Here is a 14,664-nt window from a genome sequence, read left to right as displayed (position 1 = left end):
GCTTTAAAAACACTCAGCCATGACCTTTTAATAATTAAGCGTTAGCTTTCAGTGCAGCAAGAACCTTTTCTGGCTTAGCTGGAAGCTTAGTGACGCGTGCGCCACATGCATTGTAGATAGCATTGATGACTGCACCATGAGGACAAGTCAAAGGAAGTTCACCAACTCCGGATGCTCCATGAGAGCCTTCTGGACGAGGTGTTTCAATGTAGACAAGTTCCATTGCGTCTGGGATATCTTTGATGAAAGGGAAACCTGCGCCGATCATAGTAGAATGCTTTTTGATATCTTCATAGTCTTCAGTAAGAGCTATTCCGATACCCTGAGCAAGTCCACCGTACATCTGACCATCAACAACTAGTTTGTTGTTGATTTTACCGATGTCAGCAACAAGAGTTGCTTTTTCAACTTCAACTTTACCAGTTGCGACTTCAACAGCAACTTCCATCATGAAGAACCCGTACATGTAACATGCGAATGGGCTACCCTGACCGTTTTCATCACATTCAGTACAAGGAGCGGTCCATGCACCGGTGTGGCGGAGAGCAACATTTTCTTTGGACATTTCGTCGTAAGAGCGGAAGCTACCGTCAGCTTTACGCATGCTGTCCATCAAAGCTCTACAAGCAGCGATGATTGCATTACCGATAACAACCTGTGAACGACTACCACCAGCCGGGCCACCATTTTTACAGGTGCGGGTGTCATTCATTACCAAGTGGATATCTTCAGGAGCGATACCTAGTGGGCGGAGAGCTTCATGAGCTGTTCCGAGAACACCCATGTCAGCACCCTGACCATGGTCAAGCCAGCAAGCGTACATAGTTACAGAACCGTCTGCATTAAGCTCAATTTCAGCTTCAGCAGCATCTGGTCCATCTAGACCACAACCGTAAACACCGAGGGCGATACCTACACCGTGTTTGATTGCATCAGTAGATTTCGCGGCAACACGTTTTTTAGCTGCTTCGTATAGAGGACGAGCTGTGTCGAATATTTCTACAAGACTCAGAACTTCAGGAGTCTGTCCTGTTGGAGTTGTAGCACCTTCGCGGTAGATGTTTTTGTAACGAAGATCGAAAGGATCCATGTTCAATTTAACAGCTAGTTCATCCATCAGAACTTCTGATGCAAACTCAACTTCTGTTGAACCGTATCCACGGAAAGCAGAACCCCATGCGTGGTTGGTACAAACTGTGCGACCTTTACCACGGATGGATGCGATATCGTAACCAGCTCCGATGAACTGAGCACCGCGAAGAGTCAGCAAATCACCGAATTCAGAATAAGGACCGTGGTCACAAATCCAGTCAGTTTCCATGGAGCGGAGTTTACCATCGTTATCTGCAGCAAGACGTACAGTTGTGAAGAATGGTGAACGTTTTCCTGTGTAAGTCTGCTGCTGGAACCATGTGTAGTTCAAGAATACAGGTTTACCAGTAGCAAGACATGCAACACCAACGAGTGCTTCCATTGTCGGGCTGAATTTGTACCCGAAAGTACCACCAGCAAAGTTCTGAACCATGACTAGGTTTTCAACTTCAATGCCCATACCAGGAGCGATCATAGCAGCATGCAGATGCAAGCCGATTGATTTGGAGTGAATGCAAAGTTTGCCATCATCATCCATGAAAGCAAATCCTACATCTGGTTCGATAGGCATGTGAGGCTGGCGTGAAACATAGAAGTCATCTTCGATAACTGCATCAGCTTTATCAAAGATAGGAGTTGTGTCGTCACCCTTAGCAATTTTCTGCTCGAAGTATACGTTTGGTGTGCCAGGATGAATTTCGATAGCATCATCAGCCATAGCTGCTGGAGCACTCATGTATTCAGGAAGCTGCTCGATTTCAACTACAACCTTCGCGGCAGCTGCTTTTGCATGCTTTTCAGTGTCTGCACAAACGATGGCAATTGCATCACCGAACTGGAAGATTTTCTTTTCAGCAAGAATAGGTCTGTCCCATCCGTCACCTTTGTTGGTGGGGAAAGTGATCAGGCCGGTAATGAGGTTCTTACCTTTGATATCTTTATGAGTAACAATCTTTTCTACGCCTTCCATTTTTTCAGCTTCGCTGGTGTCAATGGAAAGTATATTTGCGTGAGATACATCTGCCTGTACTAGAGCACATTTAAGTGTTCCTTCAGGCATCTTGAGGCCGAGGTCTGCGCCATAATCAAGAGTACCAGTAACTTTAGCAACTGCTGTTGGGCGTGGGTATTTTGATCCCCAGATGCGTCCGTCTTCAGGCATTTTGAAGAGAAGTTCATCAACGTTCATGTCGCCGCGCATAACTGCTGCTGCGTCCATTACTGCATCAACAAGCTGTTTGTAACCAGTACAACGACAAGCATTGCGGTGTTTCTGGAACCAGTCACGAACATCTTCGCGAGTTGGAGATGGCTTAGCTAGAATGAGACCGTAAGTGGATACGATAAATCCAGGAGTACAGAAACCACATTGAGCTCCACCATGTGCCATCCATGCAATCTGGATAGGGTGTAGCTGGTTAGGTGTTCCGATTCCTTCAGTGGTGAGGATTTCAGTGAAATTTTCAACACGTTTCATTTTAAGAGAACATGTGCGTTTAACTTTTCCATCGATGAGTACGGAACAGCTACCACATTGCCCAGTTCCACAACCAATCTTAACACTAGTAAGACCGAGGTTTTCACGTAAAACAGTAGCAAGCGCAGTATCGTTTTCCACGATCACTGTGCGTTCTACTCCGTTAACTTTGAGCGTTTTTTTAATCATTCTAAAAAGCCTCCTTAAAATTATTGCTGTTTCACTATAATTAAGCGCCTCAACAAAGCGCAAAATTTATTATTTACCGAATGAACATAGAGGGTAACGACAGGTTTCACAGCTGGCACAGAATCCGCCATGCCCAAGGGATGCGAATTCACTCTTTTTGGGTCTTTCCCCTGCTACAATTCTAGGAACAATGAGATCGAAAATGCTGGCACGGTAGTACATGACACACCCGGGCAGTCCGATGATCGGGACACCGTTCAGGTAGGCCAACATGAACATGACTCCTGGGAAAGATGGAGCACCATATGTGATAATTTCAGCGCCTGTTGATCGGATGCTCGCGGGGGTTTGATCGTCTGGGTCGACGCTCATTCCACCGGTAAGAACAACCATTTGAGCTCCATCATCAATGGACTTCAAAATGGCCGCACGAGTCATTTCAGGGTCGTCGCTGACAAAAGTTTGGGAGATTACTTCGGAATTAAGGTGTTTGAATTTTTCGCGGATAACTGGGCCGAATTTATCTTTTATGCGTCCGGTGTAAACTTCACTGCCGGTTGTAATGACTCCGACTTTGAGATTTCGGAAAGGTTTCACACTTACAATCGGACCACATTCTCTACATATTTTTTCTACTTCGATGATTTTGCTTTCGTCGATAACTAGCGGAACAACTCGGGTTCCTGCCACATCACGAGGAGATGAAACATGTAAACCGTTATGCATTGTAGCAATCACGACTTCTTCAATTGAATTGATGCGTTCAAGAGCTTCAATGTTAATGGATAAGAGCCCCGGGGCAGCTTTCATATTAATGCGGCCTTCGCTTATATCAGAAAGAGTTATACCCGGTCCTGCGGCGGCTTTTGCAATGCGTCTTGCAGCATCATTTTCGTGGAGTTGTCCTTTTTCGAGGCTAAGAATGTAAACATGTTCTTTTCCAATTTCGAGCAGAACAGGGATATCTTCTTGGCAGATAATATGACCTTTTTTAAAAGCAGGTCCTTTATATTCCCCGGGAACAATACGGGTCATATCGTGGCAGAGTACGTTTCCTATGGCATCCTCAACAGGAACTGTTTTCATCATGAGTCGTGTCTCCAGATTATTAAATTATGCCAGATCAATTCAGTTTTTATCCAATTCAGTGCTTTTAATACGTGTTGAACTTCGCAGTAATACTGTTCTTATTACGGGAATCTATATGTCTATTTTGGCATAATAAGTCAACATAATAATGCCGCAAGAATTAAATGAGAGCTCTTAAAAGTTCTCTTTAAAATCCGTAAAGCATGGCTTTAATTCGTGGCACGCAGTAAAACGCTTATTTCTTGAACCTCTTAGCAAAAAGAGGTCCAAAAAATAAAGCATATATTATAGCTGTTTATATTTGTATGGTGGAGGTGGAGTGGGTCTTTATTTATGTATAAATAGACATAATGATTTATGTGGTGTAATTATAATGGGTTTATTATGCACAATTACACATAAAACGAGGGTTAAGCTGCCGTGTGTCATTCTGCGCCACTATATTATGTGTGTGTGTCAGAAGTTGCCATGGAATAATTAGCTGCTTTCTGCGCAAAAACGAGTCCAACCCATAATGTCTGCCGCACCTGCTACAGTTGTTCCAAAAAATATTGTTGGTTTTCCGTCAATGAGAAAATCTCCTAGGGTATCGTTAACAATTGTTGAGCCTGTAACTATTAATAGTTCGGCTGAATCGATAGCTTTTGCGGTGTCATCTGGTCCTTCAATTGTTATCCCGCATTTTATATTCCCAATATTATCTGGATCTAAGTCAACGACCCGAAGCTCAAATTTGTCAGCAAATGATTTTATCATTGCAGGCTGATATCCTATTTGAGTGATACGTATTTTGCCGTATTTATCCATAACGTGATCAGCAAATTTGGGAGCGCAAAGGGCAGGCCCTTCATCGCGGCAGTGTATAGTTCTATCTGTCTGGTTTAAGCTGGCTTGAACTGCATTAAGTGAAGATATAAAAATCGCACGTCTAAAATTATTTTCAAGATCCATATGGGCAATTTCGCGTAGGGAAGAGCTGAAATTACCAAAACGATCCGTGAAGGCTTGTCCTTTCGAATTACGAAATTCTGCTTCCATTAATTTTTCTTTCCCGCGCAGCAATGGAAAATCGTCACCCTCGGGGTTTCCGATGGCTTCTTCAGTGCTGAGGGTACGAGCTGTTACGTTAATCTTTTCATCTAAAATGCCTTCGTCATCCCAGATTTGGCGGGCTTTTTCTTGTACTGTTTTCAGAATGGATTTGTTCATTATTTGTCCTTTTTCTAGTTTTGTTTCTGATTATGAATCTAGTCGCGTATATTAAATTATGTATCCGAAACTTTTTTTAAAATTACAAACATTGCTATGGAAACTGTCCCGATTATTAGCGACAGAACCATAGCTCTTTCAAATTCTCCGTTGAAAACTGCGTTGTATATTTCAAGGGAGAGTGTGTTTGTTCTGCCTATTACATTTCCGCCAAGCATTAAAGTCATGCCTACTTCACCAAGTGAGCGGCCAAGGGCCAATAGCATCCCCGCTGCGATGCTTCGTTTCGCATAAGGTAGAAGTACTATTAGAACTATAACTATTTCAGATTTCCCTAGTACCGCGGCAACCTCCGCAAGTCTAGTCGCTTCTGCAGAGCGAAGAGCTGCCTGAATCGGTTTTACAGCAAGTGGCAATCCGGCAATGAAAGCTGCAACGACCAGTCCCGGGAAACTGAAGATAATCGATTCACCAAGTAAGTTTCCCATCGGACCTTGCCTGCCAAGTAGCAATAGAAGCCCAAAGCCCATTGCCACAGGCGGGAAAACCAGAGGTAGTGTAATCGCTGTGTCTACGATGCTGTTGAGGGGGCCACGCGAACGGGCAAGCCAGCACGCTAAAGGTATGCCCAGTACAAGCTGCAGCATGCCCGAGACAGCTAGAACTCTACCTGAAAGAGCCAGCGGATTTAGCGTCGAGCTATCTGAAATAGTTGCCACTAAGTTAAAGTCCATCAAATGCCTTACATTCCATGTCTGGCAATTATTTTGCGAGCTTTATCTGATTTTAAAAATGCCATGAAATCAGCACATTCTTTTTCATTGGCCGCGTTATTCATTTGCCAGATTACAATGCGGATTGGTGAGTAATCTTTTTGATCAATAAGGGCATATCCCCCGATTGATTTACTGATTTTTTGTGCATGTGTTAGGTTAATTAAAGCATAATCGACTTCTCCTGCAATAACATATGATGCCGCTTGAGGTACCGTTCCGACAATGAGGAGTTTGGATTCAACTTTATTATATAGACCTTTACCGCGCAGATATTGCATTGCAGCTTTACCGTATATTGCCTTCTGGGTGTCCGGGATAGCTATGCGGGTTATGCTTTTTGAAAGTAGATCCGACTCATTCTGATAGCTTGCTCCTATAGGGTAGGCGACAACTAGTTTTCCCGTACCAACGGGCTGAGTTGTTTTGGCTGAGAGCGTGGCTTTTTCTAAGAAATCTTTATCACCCAGCACCATATCAACAGCTCCGCTGATGCGGGCCTGTGCTGTTACGCGAGCCATGTTGCCATAGATGCGTTCCACTTTGTTCCCGGTATCTTTTGTATAGGAGTCAGATAGGTCATCCACAAGCGATCTGTATCCCGCGCCGGAAGCGAGTACTACTTTTGCTTGTGCCGATATTGGCACACAAAAAACCAATATAAGGATCAAATATAGTTTATTAATATTCATTACATATTTTTCACGAGTTGAAATTGTTGAGGAGCTAGGAAGCTTACATTTCGGCGGGAAGTCTGGCGCTCCAACCACTCGGGAGCAGCTCTGCCGTTTTCCATTACGAAGATATCGTCAGCGAGGTAATATGCTTCTTCCAAGTCATGCGTGACATGAATCATGGGGATATTCAGCTCTTGTTTGAGATCGCGTAGCTCGCTTCTTAGCGATTCGCGGGTTGCGATATCAAGTGCTGAAAACGGTTCATCCAGGAGCAAAAGAACCGGCTCACGGGCTAAGGCCTGACAAAATGCCGCGCGCTGTCTTTCGCCGCCGGAAATTCCCGAAGGTTTACGATCTGCGATATGGTCAATGCCGAATTTGTTTAGCAATTCTTGAACGCAACTTTTATCTACTGCTGCGAAACCTACGTTTTTACGAACTGTGAGGTGCGGAAACAAAGTGTATTCCTGAAAGACCAGTCCAAGTCCTCTTTTTTGCGGAGTTGCGTGGAAATTCGTTGCAGTGTCATTCCACAACTTATCTCCCAATGAAACTATGCCCTCATCTGGCAGCTCAAGGCCGGAAATAATCCTGACTAAAGTGCTTTTACCGGCGCCGGAGGGACCGACAATTGCCGTGAGAGTTCCTGACGGGCATTTAAGGGATACGTCTAGAGTAAAGTTTGCAAGTTTCTTGCGAATGTCTATGCGGAGAGTCATCGGCGTTTTCCATTGAGACGGTTAATGGCAAGTAATGCTAGAAAACTAACAGGTATTATTGCCAGAGACATGAACAGTGCATCTTGATAACGCATGGCTTCAACAGCTTCGTAAATTGCAATGGAAGCTACTTTTGTTGATCCGGGAATACTTCCTCCAACCATCAGTATAACCCCGAATTCACCAAGGCTGTGCGCAAAAACCAGCATAGCGGCTGCCGCAAGTCCGGGTAGACTGTTCGGTAGGACCACTCTGAAAAATGTAGCTGATGCGGAAAGACCGAGCACTGCGGAATTTTCCAGTAAACGAATATCAAGTTTTTCGAATGCGGCTCGCATAGGCTGAACAGCAAAGGGGAGATTGTATATCAAGGATGCCAACAAAATACCTGAAAAACTGAAAACCATACGTTCGCCTGTGGCATCTTTCCAAATACCTCCCAGCGGTCCGTTCGGGGCCATTAAAATCAGGAGCCCGAAACCTAGGACCGTGGGAGGTAGAACCATGGGGAGGGAGACAATAGCATCAATTAAACTTTTTCCCCGGAAGCGCCCAAACGCCAAAATGTAGGCCGTAGGCGCTGCAACAAGCGGAATTAACAGCGTTGTTGCAACAGCTAGCTTGGCAGATAGAATTAGCGGAACGAAATCCATGCTATTCGTATCCGTACTTATTCTTAATTTTTTTAACTTCTGGACCTGATAGGAATTTTACGAATTTCTGAGCTGTATCTTTGCGCGCGGATGATTTCAGGATACAGGCAGCCTGAATAACTGGTGGCGCTTCTTTTACAACAGTGAATGTTCCTTTGCGTCCTTCTGTTGTGAATACGGATGAGTAAGCACAGAATCCTGCATCAGCGGCACCTGTAGCTGCATACTGAAAGGTCTGTGCAATCGACTGAGCGTATACGAGTTCAGGCTCAACACTTTCCCATAGGTGTTCTTTTTTTAGAGCTTTCATAGCTGCGGTCCCGTATGGGGCTGTTTCTATATTGGCGATGGCGATTTTGTGGAGCGCAGGGTTTTTAACAGCTTCCTGCCAAGGGGCGGAACCGAATTCTTTTTTGAGTGACCAGAACACTATTTTACCTTTTGCGTAGACGAATGACTTTTCAGCAAGTCCGTCAGTAAATAGTTTTTGAGGCCGACGTTCATCTGCTGCTAGAAATATGTCAAAAGGTGCGCCGTGTGTAATCTGCGCATATAGCTTTCCCGTTGAAGTGTAAGTTGCCTGAACCTCAAGCCCTGTGGCCGTTTTAAATGCTGGAATAATTTCCTGCATCGCAGGCATAAAATTAGCTGCCTGTGCTACCAGTAAGTCTGCCGCATTTGCAGCTATTGGCAATGCTAGAAGGATTGTAAGGACTAGAGTGAGCATGCGTTTCATTGTAAATTCTCCAATTTCATTGTTATTATTTTGCATTAAGATTATTAAGCTGTTCTGTGATTATGTGGATACTTATGAATAAACAATTCCGTCACGGTAAAAACAGGAAACGTGACTTTAGGCATTTGTTTTAGGTGAAAACATGAATATGAAAAAACAAAATTTCAATAATAGTGATAAATTAGCGGTTTCAGAGGTTTTTGGAGTGCCGGATAATGTAAAACATCTGGACACAAAGATGCTTGATTGCTTGGAATCTACATACCGTTCATGGCGGGACGAAGCTGTGCGCGCGGATCATTTGCGTTCGAGAACAAGGATTTTTTGCTTGTTTTTGCTTTTACGTCACACTGGTGCAAAGTTGGGTGAAATTCGCAAAATGGATGAAAGTAAAAGCTTGAATTTAGCACGGGCAGCGGTTGTTCTGGGGGGCGGAGCACAGAGCCGTGAAGTTCCTCTTCCGCAAACTGTTTGCCGAGAACTTAAAGCTTTAATTGAAGGTCCTATGGGTGCAGGGCTTGAAGGTAAAATATTTCATTTCGACCCTGGATATGTGCGGCGTATTTTTTACGATAGGGCGGAAGCATGTAGCATTCCGCGCGAACTAGGTTCGCCGAGTGTTCTTAGACGATCACGGGCGGTAGAATTGCTTAGAAACGGTGTGCCGCTCGGGGTTGTGCGCAAGGTTCTGGGGCAATCTTCAGCGGATCTTTCGACTGTCTATCAAGAGTGGTCAGAAGGTGATGTGCAGAATATTGTCAGACGTATGGCACTTGAGGATTCATCACTTAAGAGTAGTGCCCGAAACACTTTCATTGGTCATGTTAGCCGGATTACCCGCGATGGAATTCTAGCAGATGTGGAGTTTATTACTTCCGAAGAAATACGTATAAGTTCCGTCATTACACTTGAAAGTTTATATAAGCTAGATCTTGATGTCGGCGTGCCTGTTTCCGCTACAATTAAAGCTCCGCTTGTGGCTGTCCGACCCTTAACTGGTGACGGTAGCTCCAGCACAAGAAATTGTATCGTTGCCAAAGTAACTGGACTTAAACAGACTGAAGTTTTAGCGGAGGTTTCTGGTGAAACCGATTCCGGCACAAGGCTATGCGCGCTTGTAACCTCATGGAGTATTGAGGAAGATGGAATGAGTGAAGGTGATAATGTCGAGTTTTGCTTTAAGGCCTTATCTATTGTTCTGCACGTGGTTTAAGACTCTTTTGTGACAGCTAAAAATTTAGCAGAAACAACGGTACCATCTTGATCTGATGTTTCCATATGAATTGATGCATTGTGCGTTTTGGCGATAAGGTTCGCTGAATATGTTCCTAGGCCTGTTCCATCTTCTTTTCCTGCAGTCACGTATTTATTGAAAAATCTGTCGCGGACTTCGACTGGAACGGCAAGGCTGTTGCTTATGCTGACAGTCGTATAAGATTCGTCACTTTCGATAGAAATAGAGACTTTTCCACCTTTTACAGATCCTTCCACACCGTTTTTAATTAAATTCCTGAACATTGTTCTAAGTAGAACCATTTCCCCATTAATATGAACTTCTTCCGCTCCATTGATTTCTTCTTTGTTCATTATGATGGACAAGGAAACCTCTGATTGGTTGAGTAGGAGCGCCATTTCTTCTTCTAGTGAACAGAGCATTTCAATTAGGTCAACATTCATCGTTTTTAGGGAGTATATCCCTTGTTCCATCTTAAACATTTCCAAATGGAATTGAATCATATCGAGCATTCTATATCCGGCTGCGGCTATTCTCTTAATATATTTACCTTGTTCCGGAGTCAGGTTGCCTTTGTTCAAGAGCAGTTCCGGGTATCCAATAACTAGATTAAGTGACGACTTAAGGTCGTGCCGATTGATACGTTCCACCTCTTCTCGGATCATTTCTGCGGTGCGTCTTTCGTGAATCTGTTTAACAAGCTGGGCATTTTTTTCTTTTAGCTGTTTTTGTTTGGCGCGAACTTCTTTTGTGCGCTGAGAAACAATTGTTTCAAGCATTTCTCTGTGACTGTTCAACCACGAATCTCGAGTCTCAATTTTTGTGAGCATGGAATTGAACTCTGAGACCAGATAACCGATTTCATCCTTACTTTTGTAAGCAACGCGTTTAGAATAATCCTTATTCTCTGAAATCTCTCTGACTGCAGCCGTTAATTGAGCGATCGGTTTTGTGATCTTTTTTCGGAAATGGTTGGCTGCAATTATGCAGGCCGCTAATACCGCAATGAGTATCAGGCCGGAGGTGGCAAGGTTATGATAGAACCAGTCTCCTTGATCTGAGAAAGTTCCTTCGAGCACAATATAGCCTAAAGTTTCCTTTTCGGATTGAATGGGCTGAATTACGATAAAGGTGTTTATTTCAACCTGCGCCCCCTTTTCCGGAGCGGGTAGAGATTTAGCTGTTGTACCGAAAGATGCGAAAATATTTCCCGAAGGTGTAAAGATCGTAGCGCCAACAATATTTGAGATCAATGAAATTGAATCAAGGATTTCTTTGGCAGAATCTGGATCATTAAAGTCCAGTGCGGAAATGGTAGAGGTCGCCATTATTTTAGCGAGTCCATTCGCTTTTTGCACCGTTGCTTGCCTATACGAATGGAAAAAGGAGGCAATATTGAGCGTCATGGTTAAGACAAGAGCGGAAACGGTTGTTCCCAGAATTGCCGCACCTATCTTGCGCCCAATACTATTCTGGTAACCAATCATTCAGCTTCATCTCCGCAATATATATCAGAAAGTTTAAGTAATTTTGAACTGATGGTAAGTCCTGCTTTACGGGCTGCACAGATGTTAACTTGCAGTTTCATTCTCGAGCCAGACTTAACGAGATTGATTATTCCGCCCATACGCAGAAAGTCGGGGTTTTGCCCGATGGTCAGGATGGGATCGTCTTTTACCCGCTGTAAAATTGCCGCTATTACACGGGGGTTTTTGCTGTCAAGGAAAAGAACCTGACAGTCTGCAGATGGCCAGCGCACCAGCTTGAATGCATTCGGTGTATTAAAATACGGAATAAGTTCATCTTTATCAATGGTTGCAACTGTGTATGGTTTGCCATCTGTCGGGTTAGCTTGTTCAGGCCACAGAACATATTTGGGTATCTTTTTAATGAACAGTGCACGCAGCTGTATTTTAGTTGCAGTTATTTTTGTGTCGGACCCTATTGCTACTGAGGATGACATAATAATCGTGACTGCAAGGAACGCCGTAAAAATCGTCTTCGTGAGCCTATAGTTGATTAGAAGTCCCATATAACCCTCAATGATCCGGAAGGTTCGGTCGTAAAATTACCTTCACTTATGGGCGTTAAGAGGGATGACCCGATCAGTTCAAGAGATAAACTGGGTAGAGCTTGCCATGCCAGCCGGGCATCAACACCGAATCCAGTGGCTAGATCTCTGTCGTCCATGCTGTTTAGGTAGGACGTGAAAAGGTCCAGTTCCCAGTGATCAGCAAGGTCGATTAGAGCTTGTAGCCTGATATCATATATTGGACTGTTGATTGGTGGAGAGAATCCGGGGCTGTTAGAGGAAGAACCTGTGAAATCTTGATTGGAAAAGCTTATTGAAGGCCGGATAGTTAGCCTAGGCAGAGCTTTCCAGTCAATGGCTGCTTCTGTTCCGTATATTAGGCCGCAAAGAGAACTGGTTGGAGTCGCAGTTCTTGTATCTTCATCATAGCTGAGAGTTAACAGCTTGTCATAGCTGTTGAAATATAGCGAAATATCAAATTTCAGGTTGTCGCTAAAAATTCTACGATAACCGGCTTCGAGTGAAGTTAATTCTTCAGAATCAAGGCCTCCAGTTGCATCAATTCTGTATCGCTCACCGTTGTACCTTACTTCATACCGGCCTTCATTGACCCAGTTGCTTGGTGTTTTTGTTGCACGTGATGCGGCTAACCAATATTCATGTTCGTCGGCTGTATAGAGTAGTCTGGCTGTTGCTTGAGGAGAAAGTTCCGAATCTTCTGTGTAGTCTAGTTTCAAGCCTAGTGTGAGAAATAGACTATCCTCAATCAGCGTCATTTTGTCTTGAGCGAAAGCACTGGCATCCATGCGGCTGAACTGGTCATTATGAACAGTAACGTGTTTGCCCTGTTCAAATGAATCCCAGAAATAGCGGCCACCGACTCCGAATGTCATGAGGTGCATTCCGATTTGCTCCGCTGAATATAGAAATTCAGCATCAACTGTGTTCGAAATCCCTTCTAGGTCATCGAAGGTTGCTGCGGAGCGGGTGTAAGAGGTGCGGAATTGCATCCCTGAATTTATTCCAGTTGCGCGGTCCCATGTGAACTGGGCGTAACCCCCATATTCTTTCTTCTCTCTGTCCGCTGAAAAAGGGGTGCCCGGAGGTGATTTTTCTGTAATGGTGGATGATGCAATGTCGCCTTGAATAGTGAGCTGGTCGGTGAACGCATTCTGCCAATCCGACCTGAAACCTGCGGACCCTTTAACTAAATCTCTAGATCCCTCGTGAGTCTCGCCGTTAACCTTATATGATGTTCCAGAATCATAGCCACCTTTCGCGTAGACCATGAAGTCGCCATCGTCCGAAAGTTCGCCACCTTGTCGGACCATCTGATTTACGCCATCTGTTCCGACCACAGTGACACTTTGAGTCCCTTTCATTTCCTTGGCTGATTTGGTGATAATTTTGATTACACCGTTCAAAGACTCTGATCCCCACAGACTAGTCCAAGGGCCGCGAATAACTTCAATTCTTTTCACAAGCTCAATAGGAAGGTCATTATTTGACCAGATTACTTCTGAATAGAAAGGAGAAGTTATCGGACGGTTATCAATAAGAACGAGCTGTTTGCTATTGAACATCCCGTTAAAACCGCGAATACCAATAGCCCACTTGTTTGTGTCCATGCGAGTAACAAGAACGCCCGGCACAACTCGCAATGCTTCGGGGACCGATGTAGCACCGCTAGCTTTTATGTCTTCTTCGGTAAGGATTGTGTACGAACCGGCAATATTTTCGAGTGATTGTTTTCTGCTTGTCGGGGAGATTATTTCTACATCTAAAAGACCTTCGAGATCTAATTGTTCAAGCGAAGGAGAGTCTAGTTCTGCCGCGTTTGCATAGAAGGGTAGTATTCCTCCTGTTATAAAAAGGGATAAAAAGAAAAAGGCAAAGATTGCCTTACGGAAAAAGATCATGCGCCTACCTGATTTTTAGCTGTCATCATGTAACCACGGCCGCGAATTGTTTTGATGCTAACTGATTCACCTATTTTGCGGCGCAGGTTGCTCATGTGTACATTCAGTACATAGTCGTCAAAATCGACTGTTCGTCCCAGAGCAATCTCCATAAGTTCATCCCGTTCAACTAAAGTTCCGCAACTGGCTGATAAGTGTTCAATAATGCTGAATTCTGCAGCTGTGAAGTGGGTATCTTCTCCGTCAACCAAAATTGATTGTGCATCCAGGTTAACTTCAATTCCACCAACTGCAATCTTGCCTCTGCTTGAACCTGCAGGTTTTTTTGAGTCTTCGGTTATCATGGCGCACCTGCGAAGTGCTGCCCGCATCCGCGCAAGTAGTTCTCTCAGCTGAAAAGGTTTGCATATATAGTCGTCAGCTCCCATTTCGAGGCCTACCACTCTATCAACCTCATCACCTTTTCCCGTAAGCATAATAACGGGGACATTGGATTTGGAACGGATGATATCAAGTACGCTTAAGCCACTGATATCAGGAAGAATAATATCTAGCAGGATAAGGTCAAAGCTTTCATTCCGAAATATTTTAAGACCTTCGGAAGCATTGCACTCTGTGTGCAGAGTGTATCCTTCGCCTCCTAGGTAAGTGCCTAAAAGTTCACCAAGTTCCGGGTCGTCATCGATTAATAATATTTTGTTCATGGGTGTTCTCCTTCATGCACTATAAATGTTTAGAAGGAATAAGCATAAATGTTTAATGTTAAAAAATGTTAAGAATATTAAGAAATGTTAAGACGCTCTATACAATTATAAAGCGGTCAAAAATATGAATGTTAAATAACAAAAAATCGACATGAACGTTC

At 43.9% G+C, this 14,664-nt stretch carries 13 protein-coding genes; 1 reads left to right on the top strand and 12 read right to left on the bottom strand.

Annotation, left to right across the window (positions count from 1 at the left end; genetic code table 11):
- Positions 1-34: 34 nt before the first annotated feature.
- The 8 genes from BR06_RS0116585 to modA (BR06_RS0116550) all read right to left on the bottom strand — a co-directional run bounded on the left by BR06_RS0116585 (position 35) and on the right by modA (BR06_RS0116550) (position 8,614).
- Positions 35-2,758: a molybdopterin-dependent aldehyde oxidoreductase gene (locus tag BR06_RS0116585; RefSeq protein WP_031485077.1), complete on the bottom strand. Its 2,724-nt coding sequence runs from the start codon at positions 2,756-2,758 to the stop codon at positions 35-37.
- Between the two features lie 69 nt (positions 2,759-2,827).
- Positions 2,828-3,847 carry a molybdopterin-binding protein gene (locus BR06_RS0116580; protein WP_031485075.1) on the bottom strand — a complete coding sequence of 340 codons (1,020 nt, stop codon included), beginning with the start codon at positions 3,845-3,847 and terminating at the stop codon, positions 2,828-2,830.
- A 477-nt stretch (positions 3,848-4,324) separates the two neighbouring features.
- Complete coding sequence (locus BR06_RS0116575) at positions 4,325-5,056, bottom strand: Rossmann-like domain-containing protein (protein ID WP_031485073.1); 732 nt, start codon at positions 5,054-5,056, stop codon at positions 4,325-4,327.
- A 56-nt stretch (positions 5,057-5,112) separates the two neighbouring features.
- Positions 5,113-5,790, bottom strand: a complete 678-nt coding sequence (locus BR06_RS0116570; protein WP_031485071.1) for a molybdate ABC transporter permease subunit — start codon at positions 5,788-5,790, stop codon at positions 5,113-5,115.
- 8 nt (positions 5,791-5,798) lie between these two features.
- A complete protein-coding gene (gene modA / locus BR06_RS0116565; RefSeq protein WP_235727749.1) occupies positions 5,799-6,476 on the bottom strand; it encodes a molybdate ABC transporter substrate-binding protein in 678 nt (225 codons plus the stop codon).
- A gap of 44 nt (positions 6,477-6,520) precedes the next feature.
- On the bottom strand, positions 6,521-7,225 hold the full coding sequence (locus BR06_RS0116560) for an ATP-binding cassette domain-containing protein (RefSeq protein WP_051677155.1): 705 nt from the start codon (positions 7,223-7,225) through the stop codon (positions 6,521-6,523).
- The gene (modB, locus tag BR06_RS0116555; RefSeq protein WP_031485065.1) at positions 7,222-7,878 is read right to left on the bottom strand and encodes a molybdate ABC transporter permease subunit; all 657 of its coding nucleotides are present in this window, start codon (positions 7,876-7,878) and stop codon (positions 7,222-7,224) included. The genes BR06_RS0116560 and modB overlap by 4 nt, the downstream gene beginning before the upstream one ends.
- Position 7,879: 1 nt before the next feature.
- On the bottom strand, positions 7,880-8,614 hold the full coding sequence (gene modA, locus BR06_RS0116550; protein WP_031485063.1) for a molybdate ABC transporter substrate-binding protein: 735 nt from the start codon (positions 8,612-8,614) through the stop codon (positions 7,880-7,882).
- Positions 8,615-8,756: 142 nt separating this feature from the next.
- Between modA (BR06_RS0116550) and BR06_RS0116545 the strand changes: the two genes are divergently transcribed.
- Positions 8,757-9,827, top strand: coding sequence for a TOBE domain-containing protein (locus BR06_RS0116545; RefSeq protein WP_051677154.1), 1,071 nt, complete (start codon positions 8,757-8,759; stop codon positions 9,825-9,827).
- On the opposite strand, the gene BR06_RS0116540 is transcribed toward BR06_RS0116545, so the two are convergent.
- Genes BR06_RS0116540 through BR06_RS0116525 form a run of 4 tightly spaced genes read right to left on the bottom strand, consistent with a single transcriptional unit; the run spans position 9,824 to position 14,503 of the window.
- On the bottom strand, positions 9,824-11,335 hold the full coding sequence (locus tag BR06_RS0116540; protein WP_031485060.1) for a CHASE sensor domain-containing protein: 1,512 nt from the start codon (positions 11,333-11,335) through the stop codon (positions 9,824-9,826). The two genes, BR06_RS0116545 and BR06_RS0116540, sit on opposite strands and share 4 nt — an antisense overlap.
- Positions 11,332-11,880: a YfiR family protein gene (locus BR06_RS0116535; protein ID WP_031485058.1), complete on the bottom strand. Its 549-nt coding sequence runs from the start codon at positions 11,878-11,880 to the stop codon at positions 11,332-11,334. The genes BR06_RS0116540 and BR06_RS0116535 overlap by 4 nt, the downstream gene beginning before the upstream one ends.
- On the bottom strand, positions 11,868-13,799 hold the full coding sequence (locus BR06_RS0116530) for a TonB-dependent receptor plug domain-containing protein (RefSeq protein WP_051677153.1): 1,932 nt from the start codon (positions 13,797-13,799) through the stop codon (positions 11,868-11,870). The genes BR06_RS0116535 and BR06_RS0116530 overlap by 13 nt, the downstream gene beginning before the upstream one ends.
- The gene (locus tag BR06_RS0116525; protein WP_031485054.1) at positions 13,796-14,503 is read right to left on the bottom strand and encodes a response regulator transcription factor; all 708 of its coding nucleotides are present in this window, start codon (positions 14,501-14,503) and stop codon (positions 13,796-13,798) included. The genes BR06_RS0116530 and BR06_RS0116525 overlap by 4 nt, the downstream gene beginning before the upstream one ends.
- Positions 14,504-14,664 lie beyond the last annotated feature (161 nt).

The sequence above is a fragment of the Maridesulfovibrio frigidus DSM 17176 genome (genome assembly GCF_000711735.1).
Lineage (GTDB): Bacteria > Desulfobacterota > Desulfovibrionia > Desulfovibrionales > Desulfovibrionaceae > Maridesulfovibrio > Maridesulfovibrio frigidus.
The sequence above is the reverse complement of the archived record's forward strand: the minus strand, read 5'-3'. Positions and strand labels throughout refer to the sequence as shown.